Here is a 21,417-nt window from a genome sequence, read left to right as displayed (position 1 = left end):
CCTAAAATCAGACGGCTCTTTCCCCTTACCATCAAATCACTTTCTCACTAATTATAGCATACGTCCTAAACGCTCGCCCACTCGAATACCTTTGCCTTTGTCCAGATGATCTAACACAACCGCATTTTTTTCAAATAATAAAACAACGGTCGATCCAAACGTAAAGTAGGCCATCTCTTCACCTTTCTCAACAGCATCTCGTTCGTGAAGAAGTTCAATGCTATTTACAAACATGGCACCCACTTTTACCATAGCAATGCGACTTCTTTCTGTTACAAACTCTGTGACCGAACGATAATTTTTAGAAAGCGGTTCTTTTCCGTAGCGTAAACCAAGCTGATTTACCGGATATGATTTACGTCCTAACACAAAACGCTCTCGTACCATTCCTGATACAGGGCTATGGATACGATGATAGTGACTCGGACTTAAATATAGCACCATATATGTACCGCCGCCATACGCTTCCGCTCTTTCATTCGTACCAAGCATGTCTACAATGGAATACGTCTTACCTTTAATTACAAACTGCTTTTCATCTGTAATTGCGCCGTAGTCTTCTAGCACACCGTCTACAGGACTCACTACACTATCTGGTGCGGCGTCAATGGAGCGACGTCCAGGCTGCAAACGTCTTGTAAACAGTTCATGCAGCGTTTTATATTCTCGTAACTCGCGCTCCATTTCATCCTGTTGAATTTGAAACACACGTGCGTATGAAGGAATGAGAAATGCACTCAAGCGCGATTGTGTAAACTTGCGCAACAGGTAAGATGTAAAGCGGCCGTTCGTTAATTCAATAAATAAGCGATAAAATGTGCGTTGCAATCTGTAAATCCTCCTAAAGGTGTTTTATAAGTACAATTAAACGTTATTATATGTCAAATCGTATATAGAATCTACTACAAGTCCGTCATTTTCTCTTTAATACACATAAAAAATCCTAACAATATCGTTAGGATTTGTTGTTTTTCTTATCTTTTTCTGCTCTTACAAATTCATGAAACATCTTCATAAGTGCTCGTTTTTCAATGCGAGATACGTAGCTCCGTGAAATACCAAGCTCCTTTGCAATCTCGCGTTGTGTTTTTTCCTTCTCTAATCCTAATCCAAAGCGATTTACAATTACCTCTTTTTCTCGATCATCCAAAATGTCAATATACTCTCTAATCTTTTCAAGTTCCATACTGAGTTGAATGGTATCAATAACATCCTCTGATTCTGATTTTAAAATATCAATTAATGATATTTCATTTCCTTCCTTATCTTGCCCAATCGGGTCATGCAGGGAAATATCCTTTTTTGTTTTTTTGAGCGCACGGAGATGCATAAGAATTTCATTTTCAATACACCTTGCCGCATAAGTTGCGAGTTTCGTTCCCTTTCCTTGCGAGTAGCTTTCAATAGCCTTTATCAACCCGATTGTTCCAATTGAAATAAGGTCTTCAGCGTCTTCACCAGTGTTTTCAAATTTCTTAACAATATGAGCCACAAGGCGCAAGTTATGCTCAATTAAAATATTACGCGCCTCCGCATCTCCCTGCTCCATCAATTCTAAATATTTTCTTTCATCATCCGGTGACAGCGGCTGCGGGAATGCGTTGTTTTTTACGTAGGAAACAAACAAGATCAATTCTCGAACTAAATATCCAATTGCAGCCAATATACTCACTTCTTCACCCCCGTCAAAATCGTGTTCGTTACTAAATGTATGCAGTTGCAGGAATGTCCTTGTTTGTACCAAATGCGGAAATAAATATATAGCGGTTTATGAGCAGATTAGTTGCGCTAGCGGTGAAGGGGTATGACACATGAACGGCAAGTAACATCGTATGACGAAGCAATAAAAAATAAGAATTTTAACTATTCACGTATTTTTTACATCATACTCCTTAAATGTATTTAGGCGGAGATACCAACTCCTTTTTTCATATAAGTCTTCATCATAAATTACACCCATGAGACATCTTATTTTTCTTGCGATAAATAAAATATCTGAATTTACTCAAATATAGTATAGTATAGTTAAGTAGAGTAAGAATTCTATTTCTGTATTAAAGGAGTGACAATGGATGGGAGCTTGGGGAACCGGCATATTTGATAATGATACAACTTGTGATGTGAGAGATGATTTTTTCGAATTCTTAGAAGAAGGATTATCAGTTCAAGAAGCAACACAGCAAGTATTAGATACGCATTTAGAGGAGTTTGAAGAAGAAGACCTAGAAGTAATTTCCTGGGTATACACCGGACTCGCAGCTGCGCAACTAGAAAAAAATGTGCTGCAAGAAGAAATTCGCGTAAAAGCCATCGACTTAATTAATCAAGGCGCAGACTTAGAACTTTGGGCTGAAAGTGGAGAAGATGAAGACTATGAAGAACGAAAAAAGGTTCTGAGTGAACTAAGATCAAAGCTTGAAGCGACTAATACATAAACCAAAAACGTGGTGGACTATCCCCACGTTTTTTCATATTTTAAATCGAATTCGTTTCTTTGAACGACCTTGCCATTTCTAATGATTCTTTATTCTTTGGCTGTGTTAAAGTCCAATGTTGATTATTTGTACTTGTTGATGGGAGTGAAGGGGTGAGACTCCTGCGGGAAAAGCGAGTCAAGGGGAGACCTCGCAGGCGCATAGCGCTGAGGAGGTTCCCTGACCGCCCGCGGAAAGCGCACCCTGTAACAGAAATCAACAACGAACTTTAACACAGCCTATTCTTTAAGAACATTTCTAAAGAAACAACGCTAATCTTTAGATTTGTTACCTGTTCAAGGACATATATACCCTTTTCTTTTCAGTTACAATGTATTCAGGTCGAATAGAACTATTTGTAGCCCTTTCCATCTTAATAAGAGTATGCGCAAGAACATCCATATTGCTTTCTATGTACAAAAGGGTTCCTCAACTAGCATATACAGTTCGTTTTAGGAAAAACTACTCATATACATAAATACCACGCTACATAATAAAGGAGGATTGTTTCTTTTTCCGAAAAACAGATTCATCTTACCTAATCTGAAATCGCTGTTCTAAGGTATATTTGTGCGTGCGCCCTATATTATGTTACCTATTGAAACTGATTACATTGATAGCAAAAAATATTTAAGCGGTAGCAACCCTTTTTCCAACCCTAGACCGCTTAATGCCATTGAGATTTCACACCTTTACATGAACATCCAAACCAATTACATCGGCGCAAAACTGGCAACCAGCTTCGCTCAAACATCACAAACCCTAAGGGTACAAGAGTATATGTTACAAGGCAAGGAACTGAGCAACAAACATGTGAAAATATTCTCATCAGCTCTGGTTGATAACGATACGATTGTTCCAGGTTCACCAGATGTATGCATTACTTATTCAACTACATCCATCTTTTCAGATAAATTAATGATGTTTCATATGTCATTTCTCGGTGCCGCTGGAATAGGAAACTATGAAACAGCCGCGGCTGCTAGTCAAAGAAACGATCTTGTTTTAAGTTACGAAAGACTCTCTCTAGAAATCGCCAAGTATGCAAAAGACGACGCTTATCTTATGCTTCAAAATAATTGGCTAGAGCAGCCTCCGGGAACAAAGGATAAAGACAAGTTGGCAAAAGAAAAGGAATAGAAAAACAGACGATATAAAAATCGTCTGTTTTTTATACAGCAGTGTTCTTTTCTTTTTTAGGAAATACACTGTAGCTAAAACTCCATACAAAGTCTATGGCTAAGAGTAGTCCCCACAATTGCATAACTTGGTATAATGCCTCTGTCCTCTCTTGATTTCCTACCAATACAATCATGCTCACTAATAAGGTGTTTCCAATCGCCCAACCAATCAGATGCCTATACCATCCCTTTCGTTCTCTTGCTGCATGCGCTCGCCCATACTTGGGTTGACGGGTCGGAAGCGCTCCATCTGCAAATTGATATGCAAATCGTTCATCCGCCCATCTAATTAACACATGACCAAACGCCACTGTCATGCCTATATAGTAAGCTACCGCACCATGAAAAAAGGTTGCCGATTTACCATCTTTTAAATCTATTACCGTTAAAGTAAGCAAAACTAAATCAATAACTGGCGTACACCACAAAAGTAAGGCTCCTATTTTCTTTTGCCCTAATATATATCTACAGCATAGTCCCAAAACAACAAACACCCAAAATCCAATTTCACAAGCTATAATAAGCCAGAGCATGTTAACCACCCTTTTTTAATACAATTGTATTAAAATCAATGTAACACATTTGTATTAAAAAAGGCAACAGTGGTATAATAAAAACATGCCAAAAATCGTAGATCACCATAAACAAAAACAAAAGCTAGCCGAGGCCGCCTGGCGACTTATTAGACGCGATGGTATTGAAAGTGTAACTGTACGAAAAGTGGCCGAAGAAGCAGGTATTTCACCGGGTTCCATGCGATACTATTTTTCAAGTCAATCTGAATTATTTCAGTTTTCTATGAAGCTCGTCAGTGATCGTGTATATGACAGAGTTGCCGCTATTCGCTTTACAGGTAACCCATTTGAAGATGCACAAACGTTATTATTCGAACTATTACCGCTCGATGATGAGCGCCGTGCGGAAATGGAGGTGTGGACTGTTTTTCATCTCAAAGCGCTCACAGATAAAGGCATGCAGCCACTTGCTTCACAGGTATATGACGAGACAAAGCGTGCAGTTAGGATGATTATTGATGCATTAGTGGAAAATGGATTTATTAAACGTTCTATTGACAGAAACGTAGAAAGTACAATGCTGTTTGCACTCATCGACGGGCTGGCTTTACACCGCATTATGCAGCCTGATAAGCTGTCTCCCGATATGATGAAAAACATTGTACTACAGCACCTACATGCGCTATGCAAATAAGAGCTTGTTCACTCGGTACAAGCTCTTATTTTTATGATGTGTTGTGTTAAAGTCTAATGTTGCTAATTGGCACTTATTGCGCATAATTTATCCTTTGACCTTACGTTCTTAAAACACTACACAAAAGGAGAATGGAATATTCCTGCTGTTGATACACTTACAATTGCTAGAAAAAGGCTAGCACGCGCGAAACAAGAATATAAAATCGCTTCATTCAAGCTAGGAGATGTTGCTTCTTACTTTGGACATACGATTTCAAATGCGCACCGTGCTCAAGACGATGCGCTTGCGGTATATGCTGTCTACGAAGCACTCCATCGTATCGAAGCAAAATAAAACGTATTCACTCTTCCCTTCCGCTCTGAAAGTCCGTATAGTAAACAGGTACGAGTAAGAAGGGGTGACATCATGACAGAACAACTCATAACAGCTACAAAACAAAAACGATTGATCTTTTATAAAGGCATTACAATAACACTTGCCCTGGCAATCATAGCAAGATTTGCGGCGCAGCTTCCTTTATTACATATTGTGGGACAGCTTGTCATTGCTATGATACTTGGCATGCTTTGGAGAGGTGCAGGTGGCACATCAAATGTAGGAACCGCTTTTTCCAGCAAGGTATTGCTTCGGTTTGGTATTATTCTCCTTGGCATGCGCCTTGATTTTCAAGACATTATACAAGCGGGACCCAAAGTTTTCATAATTGCTGTGATTCATATCCTATTTACAATCACAATGATATACGCACTCACTAGATGGATAGGCGGCGATGAAAAGATTGGCATACTAACAGCGTGCGGCACAGCGATTTGTGGCGCAATGGCAGCTATAGCTGCCATTGCGCCGCAAGTCAAAGCATCTGAGGAAGAAACTACTTTAGGCATTGCTACAGTCGCTGTGCTTGGAACAATTTTTACCATCGCATACACATTGCTGTATCCCGTTTTATCCTTGTCTGCCAATGCGTACGGTGTGTTAGCGGGCGGCACACTTCATGAAATTGCACACGTTGTCGCAGCAGCAGCTCCGGGTGGAAGTGTAGCCCTAGATGCGGCTATTATTGTAAAACTGACGCGCGTGGCATTATTAATACCTGTAGCGCTCCTTATCGGTATATGGTGGACCAGACGCGATTCTGTTACAGACAACGCTAAGCATTCCATTCCTATCCCTTGGTTTATTTTCGGATTTCTTGCGATGAGCGGGGTTAACTCACTTCATATAATCCCGAAAGAAATTGTAGATCTGCTTATAACATGCGCTTATCTTCTTATGGCGATGGCAATGGCCGGCATGGGAATAAGTGTAAATATAAATGCTTTTCAACAAAAAGGGAGCAGGGTGTTTTTAGCCACTTTAATAGGATCCTTGCTGCTATCAATGCTAGGCTTTACCTTACTACATGTGCTATAACAAGACAATACAAAAGAGAGACCTGTTGTCTCTCTTTTGTATATCCTCCCTTCGAACACACAATTTTTTCATCCCTCTACAGTCAACGATCTTGCCTTTGCCATGCGACTTTTTCTCATGCCGATGTTTGCTACAAGCAATAATGCACTGCCTGCCAAAAAAGGAAGCCAAAATGCGGATATATAATCGCATAAGAGGCCAAACAGCATCAATCCCAATGGTGAAATAGCAGTAGCAATTGTTTCCACCAATCCAAATACCCTACCTCTATATACTTCGGCTGTTGTACGCTGAACAAACATTTGAATAGGAATGTTTATAGCCACAATGGTAACACCGATTAAAAACATTAGCAGTATATAATAGATAAACGTCACAGATTTAAATGTTCCAAATATAATGGGTAACGATGTAAGGACTATCAATACTCCCATGATAGAAAGCCCTAGTCTCACCACTTTGATTTGATCCGCTACTTCTTTTCGTGAAGAAAATATAAGAGAAGTAAGTAGCATTCCCACCGCAAACATACCTTCAATTATCCCGTATTGTTTTGGAGATAAGTGAAAATGATTAATAGTAATATACGGTAAGGAAACCAGTAGCGCGCAGAAAAAGAAATTAACAAAAAAAGCGGTTTTTACAATGGAAAATAACATCCTATTTTGTTGTACATATTCGAATCCTTCTACAATACTTTTAAGCAGGGGCATACTTTTTTCCTTTTCTTTCGTTTGATACAAATCAAAGACAATCAATGCACTTGCACAAGCCGAAATAAAGAATGCTACGCCAGTAACAAACACAAATACTGATAAAGGAGTCGTGCCGTATAAGATACCAGCGATCACAGGTCCTAAGATACTTGATAAAGAAGAAGCTGCTTGATTAAGAGCTCCTGCCTTTTGCAAGCGTTGATCATCGACAAGAGATGGTAAGGAAGAGGTAAAGGCAATAGAGAAGCATGTAGCACACACTGCCAAAAGAACACATGACCCGTAAATAACAGGTAAAGAAACGGGGTGAATGAGTGAAAAAACACCAACGGAAAACATAATAATAGCACTGCATATATCAGCACCAATAACCAGCTTTTTTCTGTTTATACGATCTGCTAAGGCTCCTACAAAAGGGCCAAGAAGAATACGTGGTACCATCCCACATACAATGGTTATAGCAAAGTTCATACCTGAGCCCGTCAATTTTAATACATACAAACCGATTGCAAAATTATAAATGCTTGCTCCTAATAATGACGAAAACTTGCCAATCACAAACAACATGATGTTCCTTGTAGCCTGTATTACTTTCATTTCTTCCGTAGCATACATGTATTATTCGTCTCCCCTCGCTAAAAGTTAAATTTAATTAAACTTATTTTATTCTGATTTTTCAGAAACGTCTACCTTTAAGTTAAATTTAATTAAACTTTTTATAGGTTGAGATGAACCAATCTTTCTGTATACTATAAGGAGAGGCACAGGAAAGGGATGTACGATATGGATATCGGAAACAGAATTCGAACACTGAGAAGACAAAAAGGGCTCACGCAATCTCAATTGGCGGGAGATGAATTGACTAAAAGTATGATGAGTCAGATAGAGAACGGACGAGCACTGCCTTCTATGAAAACATTGAACTATATCGCAGAAAAGCTTGGCTGTGAACCTGGCTACTTTCTTGAAAGTGATAGAGACGATTTTATCTCTCTAGTACGTAAAACAGAGCGGGCTTTAAATGAAAAAAAATATATGGCTGTATACCATGAATTAAAGCCCTTTATGAGTGAGAAGTTACCTGCTACGGTAAATACAGCAAGATTACTTGAGCAATTTGCCATTGCTTGCATGCACCAAGAGCAACCTGAAGCAAAAGAAGCATTAAATAAAGCTATTTCTATCTATGAGAGACATTCATTGTATCGCGAAAGTGCCCAAGCTCAACTCGCCTTTAAAATACAATTATTTAAGCAAAATAAATTTACTGAGCATCTTCAACTCATTAATGATGTTAGAGGTTATTACGCAGAAAAACAAATTGAAAACGATATCCTTTTTGAATTAAAACTATTGTATGACGAAGCAATTTCAATGCTTGCACTAGGTCATTATCAAGAAGGAAAAGATATCTTACTTCGCGCTATTACACTCTCCAAAGAAAAGCATACCTATTATAAGGCAGATGAATTTTATCGTATTGTTGCCTATCAAGCTGTTTTACAAGGCAACATAGAAGAGTACCAAGAATTTATAAAAAAGGCTCAACAATATGCAACATTTACAGAAAGTAATTTTTCGTTGGCTTTAATTGAAATGATGCAGGCATTCTATTATAATTCCTTTTGCAAAGATTACAAAAAATCCCTGCATCATGTAGAAGCATACCGTCAATACACCACTGAACTAAGTGAACTTTACTATTTAGAAAAAGGCAAAGCCTTATTTGGCTTGCAGCAATACACTGAAGCTCTAAAAATGCTGAATCAAGTGAACATTCCAAAGCAGCTTTTTCATCCGCTTGATCGTGCCATGATTTATACTTCAGGTGTCTATAAGGCTCTTTGCTATGCCCGTCTTGGTGAAAAGGAAAAGTCTATCCAAGAAGCAGAACAGGCTTATACAAACATTAAAAGTTTACCTGATTCTTATTACTACAAATTTGCATCTGAAACCTTGGTTTCCCTATATAAGCAATTTGGTAAATCTGCAAGTACTTTGGATTAAGAGAAATCGTATCTCATATAAAAAGCCTTACGCATTTGCGTAAGGTTTTCATTTACTTACAGTTCATTTCGTAATAAATCCTCGTATGTCTCTCTTCTAATCACTTGCTTCACTTTACCACCGCTGATAAACACAACTGCTGGCCGCGGCATCTTATTATAGTTATTCGACATCGCATAAGTGTAAGCACCTGTACATGAAACTGCTAAAATATCACCACTTCTTACTTTAGGAAGCAAGATATCCCAAACTAGCATATCTCCAGATTCACAGCACTTACCTGCAACGGAAACCAATTCCTTTTGCTCATCATTTCGATTGGCAATCATCGCTTCATGCCGCGCTTTGTATAGTGCCGGCCGAATATTGTCACTTATGCCTCCATCCACCGAAATATATTTGCGAACACCCGGAATTTCTTTGATGGCACCAATTGTATAAAGTGTTGTACCCGCTTCTCCTACAATACTGCGCCCCGGCTCAATCCAAATAGCGGGCAAATCCTTTTCCGTGTGAAAAGCTTTTTCAACTTCTTTTATCATTGCGTCGATGTATTCTTTTATTGGCAAAGGTCCATCATCTTCGTTATAGCGGATACCGAATCCTCCGCCTAAATTTAGCACATGCATGCGATGACCTTCTTCCTGTACACGTTTAAAAAAGAATGTCATTACCTCTACTGCTTTTACAAATCCTACTGTTTCAAAAATTTGCGAGCCTATATGGCAATGAACACCAATTAAATTGTAAAAAGGCTGATTTACAGCAATACGAGCTGCTTGCAGAGCTTGCCCGTTCTTTACACTAAACCCGAACTTAGAATCGTCCTGTCCTGTCGTTATATATGCATGTGTACTTGCTTCTATTCCAGGTGTGATACGCAATAAAATATCAACTTTTTGTCGGCGCTGTTCAGCTAATGTATGCAACAACTCTAGTTCCCAAAAATTGTCGACCACAAAGCAGCCAATATGCGCTTCTAACCCCATCTGTATTTCTTGAACTGTTTTATTATTACCATGGAAATGGATACGCTCAGCAGGAAAATCGGCTTGCAGTGCGGTATATAATTCTCCTCCTGATACAACATCCAATGCAAGTCCTTCTTCTTCAATGAGCTTCACTAGTTGCTTACAAAGAAAAGCCTTACTTGCATATGAAACCTTATACGAAAAACCGCTCTTGGAAAAAGCCTCCTTATACTTACGACATTGCATACGAATTAGCTCTTCGTCATACACCAAAACAGGTGTACCATATCGCATAGCAATTTCCTCTGCTTCCACACCGCCTATCTCCAAATATCCCCGTCCATTGATTTTGCTCGTTCCATGCAAATACATCATTCGCCTCCTCTCCCCTTATATATATGCGAAAGAAACTTTTAATAGATTGCTTATGTAAAAACCTCTTAACCTAACTTATTAAAAGTTCTTTTTAATGAAACTAAATTCAAAAAGAACAGCCTCCTATATGGCTGTTCTTTTAACATTAACTTAATCAATGTATACGTATTTATACGTATCAAGAGCTGATGCGTAATAAAATCCTTTTACATTAGAGCGAAGAAGATATGAAGCTCCTTTTTGATAGATTGGTACAATTGCCGCATCCTCAAGCAAGATTTTCTCTGCTTTCTTTAAAGCTTCCCAGCGCGCGGGCAAGTCATACAGTAGTTTCCCTTTGGCATCCAGAATTAATTGGTCATACGTAGGATTGGTGTATCCAGTTTGATTAAATGCACCGTCCGTTACAAACATATCTAAAAACGTCATAGAATCTGGATAATCGTAGCCCCAACTGGATAAGGACATCTCATAATCCATCTTCTTTTCCTGATCAAGTTTTTGTGCAAATAGTTGCTGAGAAATTGTAATGGTCAGACCGTTTAGGTTCTTTTCCAATTGCTCTTTTAAGTATTCTCCAATCTTCTTTGCATCTTCATTATCATAATTCAACAGCTGAATTGTGACCTTATCTACTCCCGTTTCTTTTTTCGCTTCTTCCCATAACTTTTTGCCTTCTGCCATGTTTATCTTGTTATATGTACCTGCAGTGGCACGAAAATCTTTAAATATACTTTTTTCCTAGATTTAGTAAAAGGTTTTTTTAGTTATTAGGGGCTTTTTTTAAATTTTTTATGACTTCTCGCAATGCGGATTGCGTAGCTACCATATCTGCTTTTTCAGTCGCAACATGTTGCACCGAGATTAATATGTTCTTATAAGCTACCACAATTGAATCAGTCTTATCTGCCAACTCCCTATTCAACTCATCGTAACCTCTGTTTGTTGGATATATCAACAAATCTTCAGCTATATAATTATCCGTATAACCAACAGTAATTGTAATTTGACTTGTACCACGTGCGTTCTCAAAAAAGAGCATTTCCTGCGTGCTTTCTGGCTCTGTGTTATTCATCTTTCCATCAATTGTTATCCATTCACGTTTTCCAAAACTTAAATCCTTATCAATTGCAGTAACATCCGGTCCCAGACTACTTGCTTTTAGTGTGTATCCATCTACTTTAATCGAATCATTAAGTTGTTCAAAAAGCTTCCTATATTCCTCAAAACTTATTACTCCACCTTCATTTTTATTGACTGTTCCTTCTTTACATTCAACACCCTTTTGTTTTACTACGTTATCCTTACTCTCGTTTTTTTCTGCTCCAGCTGATATACAACTTGTGCTAACACTGCAGATCAAAATCAACATTATACCCTTTATCACCTGTTTTTTCATTCACTTTTTCCCTACATTCGAAAAGTTGAGGCGTCTAAACTAAAATACACCCATTCACCCCATTAGCACATCAAACCATTGGAGACTAATACTTTTTAAAAAATACCACTTTATTACATTAACAATTCAACATAGGGTTAAAGTTTTCCTCTCAAACTGTGAAAATACACTTCACATAAAAAAGAGTGGTAGCATCTGCTACCACTCTTACTGTGTATCTCTCTTTTATTTAATGTCAATTATCCATTTTGCTTTTGTGTCTGTTGCCATATCAGCGAAAAATATCTCATAAGGCCCTTTACCAGTTACACCAAAATGAACTGAACCAGATACATTTTTCCCTGGTTGTACATTTTCTCCAAAGAAATCGATAGATGTTACTTCTTGCTTCGTACCATCAGCATCATAGATCTCAAACTGGTGACCATCAATAAACTGTTCTTCTTTCGTTGAATTTTGATACACGAAGTCTACCTTCAATACTTTCGCTACTGTTACCTCGTATTCTTCTTTTTTACTATCATCATAGACTGCATTACTTAGAGTAATGATGTGTCCACCTACATCCACTTTGTCACCTATTTTAAAAGTTCCCAAATCTTTGGATGTCTTTGCATCTTCATCAAATTTTACAGGTTTATCGTTTTTTGCAATTTCAAAACCTGACAAGTCATTAATGATAATTGTTGGTTCTGCTTTCTTATAGTAATCTGAGTGTTTGTATAGTTCACGTACCCAAGCATCCATTATGGCACCCATCATCTGGTTTTCAAATGTACCATGCCTCTGTCCTTGTTGTGTTACAAACTTTTGATTAAGAGGGTAAAACGTTGGTGACGTAATAACATCCAGGAAATAAGGAACAGGATTTTTTAGCTCTACTTGGAACGTATAGTCATCTAATGCCTTTACGCCTAATTGATCAACAGGCAATTTTTTATTATTTACTTCTTCCGCATTTTTAACATCAAACAAAATATAAGCATATTCTGCCGCAACACTTGGATCTACTGCGCGCTTCCATGCATAAACAAAATCATGCGCAGTAAGCGGATCTCCATTCGACCACTTTGTTTCTCGAAGCTTGAATGTATATGTTTTCTTATCTTCACTAATGTTCACAGACTTCGCAATTGCCGGTTGCGGTTTATTATTTTGATCTAAACGATATAATCCTTCCAACACATTATTCATTACCCTAAAGGAAACTGCATCTGTTGCCAGAGTAGAATCCATTGAAGGAATTTCTGCGTTTTCTGTTACATTTAAAATCTGCTTAGGTGTATTTGTTGACGCCTTTTTGACAGAAGCTGTTTCATTTCCACTACATGCTGCTAGTCCTATACTGACAGCTAAAGTTGTAGACAATATTACTAAACTCATCTTTTTCATATGTACATTCCCCTTTTTATAAAAATACGTTGTTTTTAATTTTTATATAAGTATTACACTGACAAAATGAAAAATTAATATGCTTTTTGAAAATTAAGAAAATTTATTACTTAATTCACCACACAAAAGCCCGCCTATAACAAGCGGGCTTCTACATGTAATTTATTTTGACCTCTGTTTGGTTAGTACGGAAACAATTATTAATAGGCATAGCACACCTAAACACACACCCATGCTAATTCTATTTTGAGGGTTTAGCATAAAAATCACACATATAACAGTTAACACAAGTGCTGTAAATAAAGAGATGTAAGGAAATCCCCATACCTTAAAGGAGGGTTGCTTTTCATACGTTTTACGCAATTTTACTTGAGCCAAACAAATGCTAATCCATACAATTGAAACGGTAAATCCGGGAATTGCCATAAGATAACCAAAAATGCGTTCTGGTGACAAATAAGCAATAAAAGAGCCGCCAATTAGGACAATGGCACTACATATTAATCCATATAAAGGAATTCCCTTCTTTGATACGTAAGCAAACCACTTAGGTGCTTCTCCTTCCATTGCTAAGGAATGTAACATTCGTGTACATCCATATAAGCCAGAATTTGCTGCTGAGAGAACCGCGGTAATTAATACAAAGTTCATGATATGAGCAGCCGAGGAGAAACCTACCGTTGATAATACTTGTACAAACGGGCTACTATCTCCGCTAAGCTGGTTCCACGGAATCAGTCCACAAATAATAAGAATTGGTAGCGTGTAAAATAATACAATCCTAACAATGACACCTCTTACCACCTTAGGCAACACTTTCTCTGCATCTTTTGTTTCATTTAAAGTAAGACCGATTAATTCTGAACCGCCATAAGAAAAGATGACAACGAGTAAAGCAGATACAACCCCGCTAAAGCCTTTAGGAAAAAACTCTTCATTCGTATAATTTTGTAAGTAGTCAACTTGGTTACTTGGGATGATATCAAATAAAATACCTGCTCCTAATAGAATAAACAACACAATCATCGTGATTTTAATACCTGCAAACCAAAATTCGAATTCTCCGTAATGCTTAACACTTAAGAAATTAATTGCGACAATTCCTGATGCACATAGCACACTTAATGTCCATAGCGGTATTGATGGAAACCAATATTGCAAAAAACTTCCTGCTGCAATAACCTCAATAATACAAACAACAAGCCACATAAAACAATACAACCAACCGATAACAAATGATACACGCGTTCCAAAAGCCTTATGAATAAAACCTTTCATATTTGTACCTGGATAGGCTATTGCCATTTCTGCAATGGCAGTCATCACAACAAGTAGGAGCAAACCTGCAAATATATAGGACAATACTACAGCTGGCCCAGCAATAGACACTGTTTCGGAGGTTCCTTTAAAGATCCCTGTTCCGATTGCTCCTCCAAGTGCCATAAAACGAATATGTCTTGGCAATAGCTTTTTTTGCAACTCTGTTTGATTTGTGTTCATGCTGTTTTCTCCTTTACTACAGTTTTTATAAAAAAGCGGAAACTACACGCCTTTCTTTGTACATAAACAAAAAAATCGTCCCTGCCGAATTATATCGGCAGGGACGATAAAACCGCGGTACCACCCTGATTACGGACACTTTATTATCCGTCGCTCTTCTTTGTTAACGATCAACATGACCGTCTTTCCCTTCATGAAATAGCTTCACTACGAAAAAGATGCTCCAGGAGCGAAATTCATGTGTACATTTGTACCGGTTCGCACCCTCCACCGGCTCTCTGCAAACGAAATCATACACACTACTATATACGTGCAAACGAAAAAATCAACATCCCTTTTAAATGAGCGAAAGAACAAGCATTGTATTATTATGGTCAGTACCTAATACCCTGTGAGACCCTATACATAGAGCAAGCTATCCTTGCACTGTCGTCCTTTTGTCACTGTTATGTTGAAAAAGTTGTTGCACTTATACATTCCCTTCATCACATACAATATAAAATTAAAAACAAAAAGTCCCTGCTGATGTATCAACAGGGACTTATGGATATAAGCGGTACCACCCTAATTGCGGAAAAACTCCGCCTCTTTGCTTTGTTAACGATCATATGACCGGCTTTTCCTTCATGAGGTATCTTCACTACGAAAAAGATGCTCTGGGACTGAAATTCACATTTGCCTATATACTGATTTTCACCAACCATCAGCTCTCTAGAATAGGGAGGCAAATCCTACTTATGTTCCCTTCATCGCTTTTATAAATATTAAGGTTTTTTAAGTATGGGACTCATTATAAAATGTTCTCTAGTAATCTGTCAACAAGATTTGTTATTTTTGCAACAGGTCAAATGCAGCTTGCACAAATAAAGATGTTCCCATAAGTAACGAATCCTCATCAATGGTAAAGCGTGGATGATGATGCGGATATACAATTCCCTTCGTCTCGTTACGCGCTCCGATGAAGAAAAAACAGCCGGGCGCTTTTTGTAAATATGCCGAAAAATCTTCTCCTCCCATTGTAGGCTCTGGATAAACAATAGCTTCTTTTCCAAATAACTTTATTGCTGTTTGTTCAATCTGTTTTGTCACCTCGTCGGCATTTACAACAGGTCGATAACCGTATATAAAATCAAACGAATAGGAAGCACCATGCGCTTCTGTAATTCCTTTCACAATTTGCTCAATACGCTTTGCAGTTTCTTCTCTCAGCTCTTGTTTCATCGTACGGACAGTGCCACCAATTGTCGCATGATCTGGTATTACGTTGTGGGCTGTACCGGCATGAAATTGCGTAACAGATACAACAAGGGGCTCAAATGGGTTGGTATTGCGTGAGACAATATGTTGTAAATTGGATACAATTTGCGTACCAATTGCTAAGCAGTCTACCGTTTCGTGTGGTATACCTGCATGTCCTCCCTTACCAGACACCGTAATCGTAAATGCATCAGGAGATGCCATCATTTTGCCGTATACGATACCAATTTTGCCCACCTCGATGGGAGACCAAAGATGCGCCCCTATCACATAATCCACGCCATCCATAACACCATTGTCTACCATCTCCTGCGCGCCGCCCGGGAATTCTTCTTCTGCGTGCTGAAACAAAAATCGAACTTCTCCTTGAAGTTCATCTCGTCTGTACGCAAGCTCTTGCGCTGCTCCAAGTAACATAGCTGTATGTCCATCATGCCCGCAAGCATGCATCACGCCTGGCTTTTGTGAAACAAACGCAAAATCATTTTCCTCTTGAATTGCCAAAGCATCCATATCAGCTCGAATTGCCAATACAGGTCCTGATTTGGCACCAATTAGTCTGCCCATTACACTATACTTAGTAGGACGCGTTACTTCTACATGCGGAAAAGATTGTAGTGTTTCATATACAAACTGCGATGTATTCTCTTCTTGAAAGGATAACTCCGGATTCATATGTAAGTATCTTCGCCATGCGACCAATTGTTCTTTTGTAACACGATTCATTACCGCGCTCATCTTGTTTTCAACTCCTGCCCTTGTTTTACTTAACTATTTCAAACATACAGAATTATTATTATAAAAACAAGAAGCAAAGACCTATAATCACACCGGAATATAACAAGTTAATAACACAAAAGCCCATAATATCTCTCGCACCCAAGCCTGCGATTGCTAATGCAGGAAGCGCCCAAAACGGTTGGATGAGATTTGTCCAGGCATCACCCCAAGCAATTGCCATCGCTGTTTTTGCAGCAGGCACACCGAGCTCTGCGCCAGCTGGAATCATAATAGGAGCCTGCACAGCCCACTGTCCCCCGCCGGATGGAACAAACACATTAACCAAGCCAGCGCTTAAAAAAGTGAATAAAGGAAATGTTATTTCATTATTTCATATAAATAAAAAGGATGCCAAATTAAGCATCCTTTCACATTACAGCAGCAGGTCTTTTCGCTGAAACACATATACAGAAGCTACATATCCAAGCATACCTACAAGCAATAAAATCAGTACGGCTACGAGCGTATTTGTGTCCCCCTTTAAAATTGTGGATGGTTCGTACAAGGAAAAAAGAGAAAACGATTTTGCCACCTCATACGTTTTATTAATGCCCCCTATCATATGAAGCACATAAAACAAAAAGGTGAAACCACCGGCAACACTGAGCACGCGACGTTCCTCCGTAAACAAAGCTGAGCATAGAAAACTATATCCACCAATTGCAAAAAACAATAAAAAGCCTAACATATGAAGCTGAAAAAAAAGAATAACATCCAAGTCATACTGAATAATCATAGCTCCCACTAAGCTAATTAGAAAATTGCTTGCGATGATAAAAAATAGACCGCTCAAATATACAAGAATCATAGCAACAGCTACCTTGCCTCTACTAATCGGCATAGCCAGTATATACGCCATACTGCCCTGCTCCACTAAACGTGCAAGTAATTTAGAGGCTGTAGTTATTGTAAAAATAGAAAGTAAAATTAAAAATAACATGCTGTAATATTGAACAGACAATAAATCTAATAAAGTTGAAATAAACTGCCCCTTTTCAAGACCGAACGCAGCTAGCATTCCTTCAGGCATTGTATTCATAATATCCGCTTTGGCTTTTAAGGCTTCTTGTATGTTTGGAAACAACAACGTGATGAACAGCAAAAATAGAGAGGATCCAAGCGCATATCCTAGAAAACCCTTGCTATATTTTGTAAGCATTGTTGTATATAAAGTCATCATACGCTTTCACCTCTTTTATAGTAGTGTAAAAATAACTCTTCTAAGTTCTCCTCCACACCATGAAATGAAACAATATCCAGACCATGAAGCATATCAATCATGCTTTTTATATCATGACCTACACAAACTTCACATGTAGCATCAGTTAATTTCTTTACCTGCGGATAGCTTAATAAGCGTTTTATATCTTCTTCGGTTCGTAAGGTCACATGAAACCGTTGCTTCTTTTCTCTCTGAAATGTTTTCATATCATTTTCTATAACGATACGACCATCCTTAATCATGGCTGCACGGTCGCAGGTTTTTTCCATCTCGCGGAACATATGTGAAGACATAAAGATTGTTTTACCACGTTGCTTCTCTTCTAAAACTAATTCTACAAACCTTTGTTGCATCAACGGATCCAAACCTGAAGTCGGTTCATCTAAAATATAAACCTGCGGGTCATGCATAAATGCAGCGACGATTCCTACTTTTTGCTTCATACCCTTTGACATTTTACGTATAGGTGTATCTGGATTAAATTCAAATCGCTCAATTAATTCTGACTTACGCCGCGTATCACCTATAGCTCTCATGCCGTCCATCATCATTAAAAATGAGGTACCGGTCATCCCTTCTATAAATGCAATTTCACCTGGTAAATATCCTACACTCCGTTTCACAGTTGTAGCATCATTCCAACAATCAAGCCCGCAAATCGTAGCTTTACCCGAATCAGCTTTCATAAATCCCATGAGATGTCTTATGGTTGTAGATTTCCCCGCCCCATTCGGACCTATAAAACCAAATACTTCGCCTTTTCTCACTTGCAAAGACACATCAAATATGCCTCTTCCATTTGAAAAGCTCCGCGTTACCTGTTCTAAAACAATCATGTCTTCACCCCCATTTTTGAAATAAAAATAAAAACTTATTTCAAAACTAATATACTCCTTTTCATCTTACATGTAAATAGGTTTTGAAATGAATGTTATAAAATATTTCAAAACATGGTACAATAAAAAGGGAGGTGACCGGATTGGACGGTTTTACAAAACGAACACAGCAAAAAATGGAACGCATTGAAAACGTAGCAGCCGCCATGCTTCCACTGCCGCTTGCAGACATTAAAATAGCCGACATTGCAAAGCAAGCCGGCGTATCTCAAGTAACTATTTATAATTATTATGGAAGCAAAGAAAAATTGTTACAGGTTGCAACAGAACGCGTCGTTGATCATCAATTACAACAATTTAAAGAAGTCATTACAGGGAGCCTCTCCTTTGAAGAGAAGTTAAAGCAAATTATTTTATTAAAAAAACAAAGCGCACATGTAATTGACTTACATACTTTCAACGAACTCATGCAGATGGACGATATATTTCGCGAAAAAATGTTAAAAAAACAGCAAGAGCAATCCATGCCACTTTTATTTCAACTCATTGCAGAAGGACGTGATAAGCAGCTTATTCGTCCCTCTGTACGTGATGAAACCTTATTATTTTATCTTAATATGATCTCACAGGTCTTTACCCAATTGGATACCATTCAAAAAATGCCTTCTCCTATAGAAACCTTAGTTGAAGACTTCTTAAATATGTTCTTTTACGGGATATTGCGACAAAGCGAGGGTTAACACCTCCTCGCCTTATCCTCCATAACCTGGCGAACCGGTTCCAAATCCTTTTTGTGCTGTTCCACCACTTGTACCATATTTAGTCCGGTACATAGAAGCTGCTGCTAAAGACGTAAAGAACAAACCATTGTGATGTACATAACTGTAATATGGAGAGGATTCGTCTTCACACACCTCAAAATCTTCTTCTATCTCATAATAACCACACGCTTCATATGAATCGGAGATACCTTCTTCTTCCTGCAATTCAGGTACTGGCTCAGTTTCTGTTATTGGCGCTGGCTCAATTGGTGTAGGTTCCTGTACTGGTGGTGCTGGCTCAATTGGTGTAGGTTCCTGTACTGGTGGTGCTGGCTCAATTGGTGTATACGGTTGTTGCACATATTCTGGTTGATTTTCTTCACTGCATGCACCCAAGGTCATTGCAGCAATTAAAACACCATACATGACGCGTTTTGTTTTCATAGCGCTGCCTCCATCTTAAATATATGTTCTATAGAAAGACTTCAAAACGCTCCTGTACTTGTTTCACCCTCTATAGCAAAACATGTAAAATCGGTATATACTTCAATTGGCTCAGTTTTTAATAATATAATCTCAGCTATGAGCCATCCTTTTTGTAGCCAATCTGTATGAGCGAAACGATAGCGGACTTTTACATTAGTGTACTGTTCCTGCTTCATTGCACTCATAACTTCTATGTCACTTGGTACCATTCCACATTCTTCATGTTCTAATAAGTAGTAAAACAAAAAGCTTTTTACTAAATGTTCCATTTTATTCCCTATTGGATACAGATATGCTTTGTTCTTTCGGTGTAACTCTGTGTACAATAAATAAGCTGATTCTATATTGGTTGCACAAGAAAACAAGCACTCTTGCTCCACAGCTATCCCTAAATGAATAAGGGTGCACACACCATATGTGCGAATGACAGGATCCTTCAAATTTAATGTTTCCATGAGCAATGCTTCTACTTCTTCCCTTGTACAATGTCCCATCATACGAATATACAAACATAATTCGGTTCGAACAGCCAAATAACTTGCACGCCATGCGTGATATACAAACACCTCAGAATAGGCCTCATTGTACTCCATAATACTGTAGAGAAGTTTCTTATACTTTTCATATATCTGATAACGTACTTCATGTTGTTGAATAGAAAAAGCACCTATTTCTAATGCTGCTTCAAGTAATTGATGAAAAGCAAAACTATAATAAGGATCATCTATATAAGATATACACATTGGAACTAATTCAGATAACCAAGACGGTTGCATCATAAGTTCAGAAACAGGCAAGCGGACCTGCTGTGTTGGAATATACATTTGTAGCATATAAAGCATGCTGCTTTTCGCTTTTTTGGGTCCTAGGCGGCAAGCATATAGCATGACTAAGTCTTGACCTGCGGAACTGAACCTTGGGTAGTATCTTGTAAGCAAAGGCAATAAAGCTTCATCTTCATACTGACAAACGAACTGCAATAATTGTGCACAAGGATCATCCCATTTTGCAACCGATTTGGGAAATGAGGATGCGGCTTCTTTTATAACACGCCGTAAAATGGACGTGTTTACAATAGCAAGATCGAGTCTTTGTATAGCCATTATGGCTTGTAATCTCACTTGTACATCTTCATTCTTCATTTTTTTTACAATGGTGCGTATTGCTTGCTGTATGCTGTTCATGAAGAATTCCTTTCTTATTTTAAGATAAAACCTACTTTGTTATTTCTAAATCATATCCTATATGTGCTTTATTTACCTATACAGAAGGAGCAAATATATTCATAGATTTTATCCAGAATCATTTTCTTAATTTTTACACGATTCCACCCTTTAATTATACAAAAAATGTATGATATATTCAATATTCCCATTAGTACTATACGAATATATAACATGTGTTATAAAATTTAAGTATGCTATTATTTTATCTC

Annotated in this window: 21 protein-coding genes, 1 pseudogene and 2 other annotated features; of the genes and pseudogenes, 7 read left to right on the top strand and 15 right to left on the bottom strand. The window is 38.1% G+C overall.

The window, feature by feature from the left end; translation table 11 throughout:
* Window positions 1-51: 51 nt before the first annotated feature.
* Window positions 52-828: a phosphatidylserine decarboxylase gene (locus EEJ45_RS03095; RefSeq protein WP_124563325.1), complete on the bottom strand. Its 777-nt coding sequence runs from the start codon at window positions 826-828 to the stop codon at window positions 52-54.
* 127 nt (window positions 829-955) lie between these two features.
* Window positions 956-1,672 carry an RNA polymerase sporulation sigma factor SigK gene (sigK, locus tag EEJ45_RS03090; protein WP_124563324.1) on the bottom strand — a complete coding sequence of 239 codons (717 nt, stop codon included), beginning with the start codon at window positions 1,670-1,672 and terminating at the stop codon, window positions 956-958.
* Window positions 1,673-2,072: 400 nt separating this feature from the next.
* Between sigK and EEJ45_RS03085 the strand changes: the two genes are divergently transcribed.
* Both EEJ45_RS03085 and EEJ45_RS03080 read left to right on the top strand, forming a co-directional pair.
* Window positions 2,073-2,435 (top strand): DUF4259 domain-containing protein, encoded by a 363-nt coding sequence (locus EEJ45_RS03085; protein WP_124563323.1) that lies wholly within the window; start codon window positions 2,073-2,075, stop codon window positions 2,433-2,435.
* 627 nt (window positions 2,436-3,062) lie between these two features.
* Complete coding sequence (locus tag EEJ45_RS03080; RefSeq protein ID WP_124563322.1) at window positions 3,063-3,614, top strand: DUF3231 family protein; 552 nt, start codon at window positions 3,063-3,065, stop codon at window positions 3,612-3,614.
* A gap of 31 nt (window positions 3,615-3,645) precedes the next feature.
* Here the strand turns inward: EEJ45_RS03080 and EEJ45_RS03075 are convergent, their stop codons facing one another.
* Window positions 3,646-4,188, bottom strand: a complete 543-nt coding sequence (locus tag EEJ45_RS03075; RefSeq protein ID WP_124563321.1) for a 2TM domain-containing protein — start codon at window positions 4,186-4,188, stop codon at window positions 3,646-3,648.
* 85 nt (window positions 4,189-4,273) lie between these two features.
* Here EEJ45_RS03075 and EEJ45_RS03070 point away from each other — a divergent pair, with 85 nt between their 5' ends.
* The 3 genes from EEJ45_RS03070 to EEJ45_RS03060 all read left to right on the top strand — a co-directional run bounded on the left by EEJ45_RS03070 (window position 4,274) and on the right by EEJ45_RS03060 (window position 6,280).
* A complete protein-coding gene (locus tag EEJ45_RS03070; RefSeq protein WP_124563320.1) occupies window positions 4,274-4,864 on the top strand; it encodes a TetR/AcrR family transcriptional regulator in 591 nt (196 codons plus the stop codon).
* A gap of 66 nt (window positions 4,865-4,930) precedes the next feature.
* Window positions 4,931-5,200, top strand: a complete 270-nt coding sequence (locus EEJ45_RS03065) for an exonuclease domain-containing protein (RefSeq protein ID WP_124563319.1) — start codon at window positions 4,931-4,933, stop codon at window positions 5,198-5,200.
* 72 nt (window positions 5,201-5,272) lie between these two features.
* Window positions 5,273-6,280 carry a YeiH family protein gene (locus EEJ45_RS03060; RefSeq protein WP_124563318.1) on the top strand — a complete coding sequence of 336 codons (1,008 nt, stop codon included), beginning with the start codon at window positions 5,273-5,275 and terminating at the stop codon, window positions 6,278-6,280.
* A 68-nt stretch (window positions 6,281-6,348) separates the two neighbouring features.
* Here EEJ45_RS03060 and EEJ45_RS03055 read toward each other — a convergent pair whose 3' ends face one another.
* The gene (locus EEJ45_RS03055; RefSeq protein WP_245999817.1) at window positions 6,349-7,611 is read right to left on the bottom strand and encodes an MFS transporter; all 1,263 of its coding nucleotides are present in this window, start codon (window positions 7,609-7,611) and stop codon (window positions 6,349-6,351) included.
* 159 nt (window positions 7,612-7,770) lie between these two features.
* On the opposite strand from EEJ45_RS03055, the gene EEJ45_RS03050 reads away from it, so the two are divergent.
* Window positions 7,771-9,003: a helix-turn-helix domain-containing protein gene (locus EEJ45_RS03050; RefSeq protein WP_124563317.1), complete on the top strand. Its 1,233-nt coding sequence runs from the start codon at window positions 7,771-7,773 to the stop codon at window positions 9,001-9,003.
* A 56-nt stretch (window positions 9,004-9,059) separates the two neighbouring features.
* On the opposite strand, the gene lysA is transcribed toward EEJ45_RS03050, so the two are convergent.
* The 9 genes and pseudogenes from lysA to EEJ45_RS03005 all read right to left on the bottom strand — a co-directional run bounded on the left by lysA (window position 9,060) and on the right by EEJ45_RS03005 (window position 18,735).
* Window positions 9,060-10,346 carry a diaminopimelate decarboxylase gene (lysA, locus tag EEJ45_RS03045; protein WP_124563543.1) on the bottom strand — a complete coding sequence of 429 codons (1,287 nt, stop codon included), beginning with the start codon at window positions 10,344-10,346 and terminating at the stop codon, window positions 9,060-9,062.
* Between the two features lie 153 nt (window positions 10,347-10,499).
* The gene (locus EEJ45_RS03040; RefSeq protein WP_281274442.1) at window positions 10,500-11,039 is read right to left on the bottom strand and encodes an ABC transporter substrate-binding protein; all 540 of its coding nucleotides are present in this window, start codon (window positions 11,037-11,039) and stop codon (window positions 10,500-10,502) included.
* Window positions 11,040-11,112: 73 nt separating this feature from the next.
* The gene (locus tag EEJ45_RS03035; RefSeq protein WP_124563315.1) at window positions 11,113-11,748 is read right to left on the bottom strand and encodes a hypothetical protein; all 636 of its coding nucleotides are present in this window, start codon (window positions 11,746-11,748) and stop codon (window positions 11,113-11,115) included.
* Between the two features lie 225 nt (window positions 11,749-11,973).
* Entirely contained in the window at window positions 11,974-13,140 is a 1,167-nt protein-coding gene (locus tag EEJ45_RS19005) for an ABC transporter substrate-binding protein (protein WP_124563314.1), read from the bottom strand.
* 162 nt (window positions 13,141-13,302) lie between these two features.
* The gene (locus EEJ45_RS03025; protein ID WP_124563313.1) at window positions 13,303-14,640 is read right to left on the bottom strand and encodes an amino acid permease; all 1,338 of its coding nucleotides are present in this window, start codon (window positions 14,638-14,640) and stop codon (window positions 13,303-13,305) included.
* Between the two features lie 96 nt (window positions 14,641-14,736).
* Window positions 14,737-14,960, bottom strand: a binding site (T-box leader).
* Between the two features lie 212 nt (window positions 14,961-15,172).
* Window positions 15,173-15,399 (bottom strand) — a binding site (T-box leader).
* A 69-nt stretch (window positions 15,400-15,468) separates the two neighbouring features.
* The gene (locus tag EEJ45_RS03020) at window positions 15,469-16,635 is read right to left on the bottom strand and encodes a M20 family metallopeptidase (protein WP_281274441.1); all 1,167 of its coding nucleotides are present in this window, start codon (window positions 16,633-16,635) and stop codon (window positions 15,469-15,471) included.
* A gap of 58 nt (window positions 16,636-16,693) precedes the next feature.
* Window positions 16,694-17,008 (bottom strand): annotated as a pseudogene (locus EEJ45_RS03015) (TIGR00366 family protein); the annotation flags it as partial.
* Window positions 17,009-17,050: 42 nt separating this feature from the next.
* On the bottom strand, window positions 17,051-17,857 hold the full coding sequence (locus tag EEJ45_RS03010; RefSeq protein ID WP_124563312.1) for an ABC transporter permease subunit: 807 nt from the start codon (window positions 17,855-17,857) through the stop codon (window positions 17,051-17,053).
* Window positions 17,854-18,735, bottom strand: coding sequence for an ABC transporter ATP-binding protein (locus EEJ45_RS03005; protein ID WP_124563311.1), 882 nt, complete (start codon window positions 18,733-18,735; stop codon window positions 17,854-17,856). Before EEJ45_RS03005 ends, EEJ45_RS03010 begins: the two co-directional genes overlap by 4 nt.
* Before the next feature lie 143 nt (window positions 18,736-18,878).
* Here EEJ45_RS03005 and EEJ45_RS03000 point away from each other — a divergent pair, with 143 nt between their 5' ends.
* A complete protein-coding gene (locus EEJ45_RS03000; protein ID WP_124563310.1) occupies window positions 18,879-19,475 on the top strand; it encodes a TetR/AcrR family transcriptional regulator in 597 nt (198 codons plus the stop codon).
* A gap of 12 nt (window positions 19,476-19,487) precedes the next feature.
* Here EEJ45_RS03000 and EEJ45_RS02995 read toward each other — a convergent pair whose 3' ends face one another.
* Both EEJ45_RS02995 and EEJ45_RS02990 read right to left on the bottom strand, forming a co-directional pair.
* A complete protein-coding gene (locus tag EEJ45_RS02995; RefSeq protein WP_124563309.1) occupies window positions 19,488-19,940 on the bottom strand; it encodes a hypothetical protein in 453 nt (150 codons plus the stop codon).
* Between the two features lie 41 nt (window positions 19,941-19,981).
* A complete protein-coding gene (locus tag EEJ45_RS02990; protein WP_124563308.1) occupies window positions 19,982-21,166 on the bottom strand; it encodes a hypothetical protein in 1,185 nt (394 codons plus the stop codon).
* Window positions 21,167-21,417: the final 251 nt, after the last annotated feature.

Source organism: Ectobacillus antri (assembly GCF_003852715.1).
Classification (GTDB): Bacteria; Bacillota; Bacilli; order Bacillales; family Bacillaceae_G; genus Ectobacillus; species Ectobacillus antri.
This window is presented reverse-complemented; position numbering and strand designations above follow the sequence as displayed.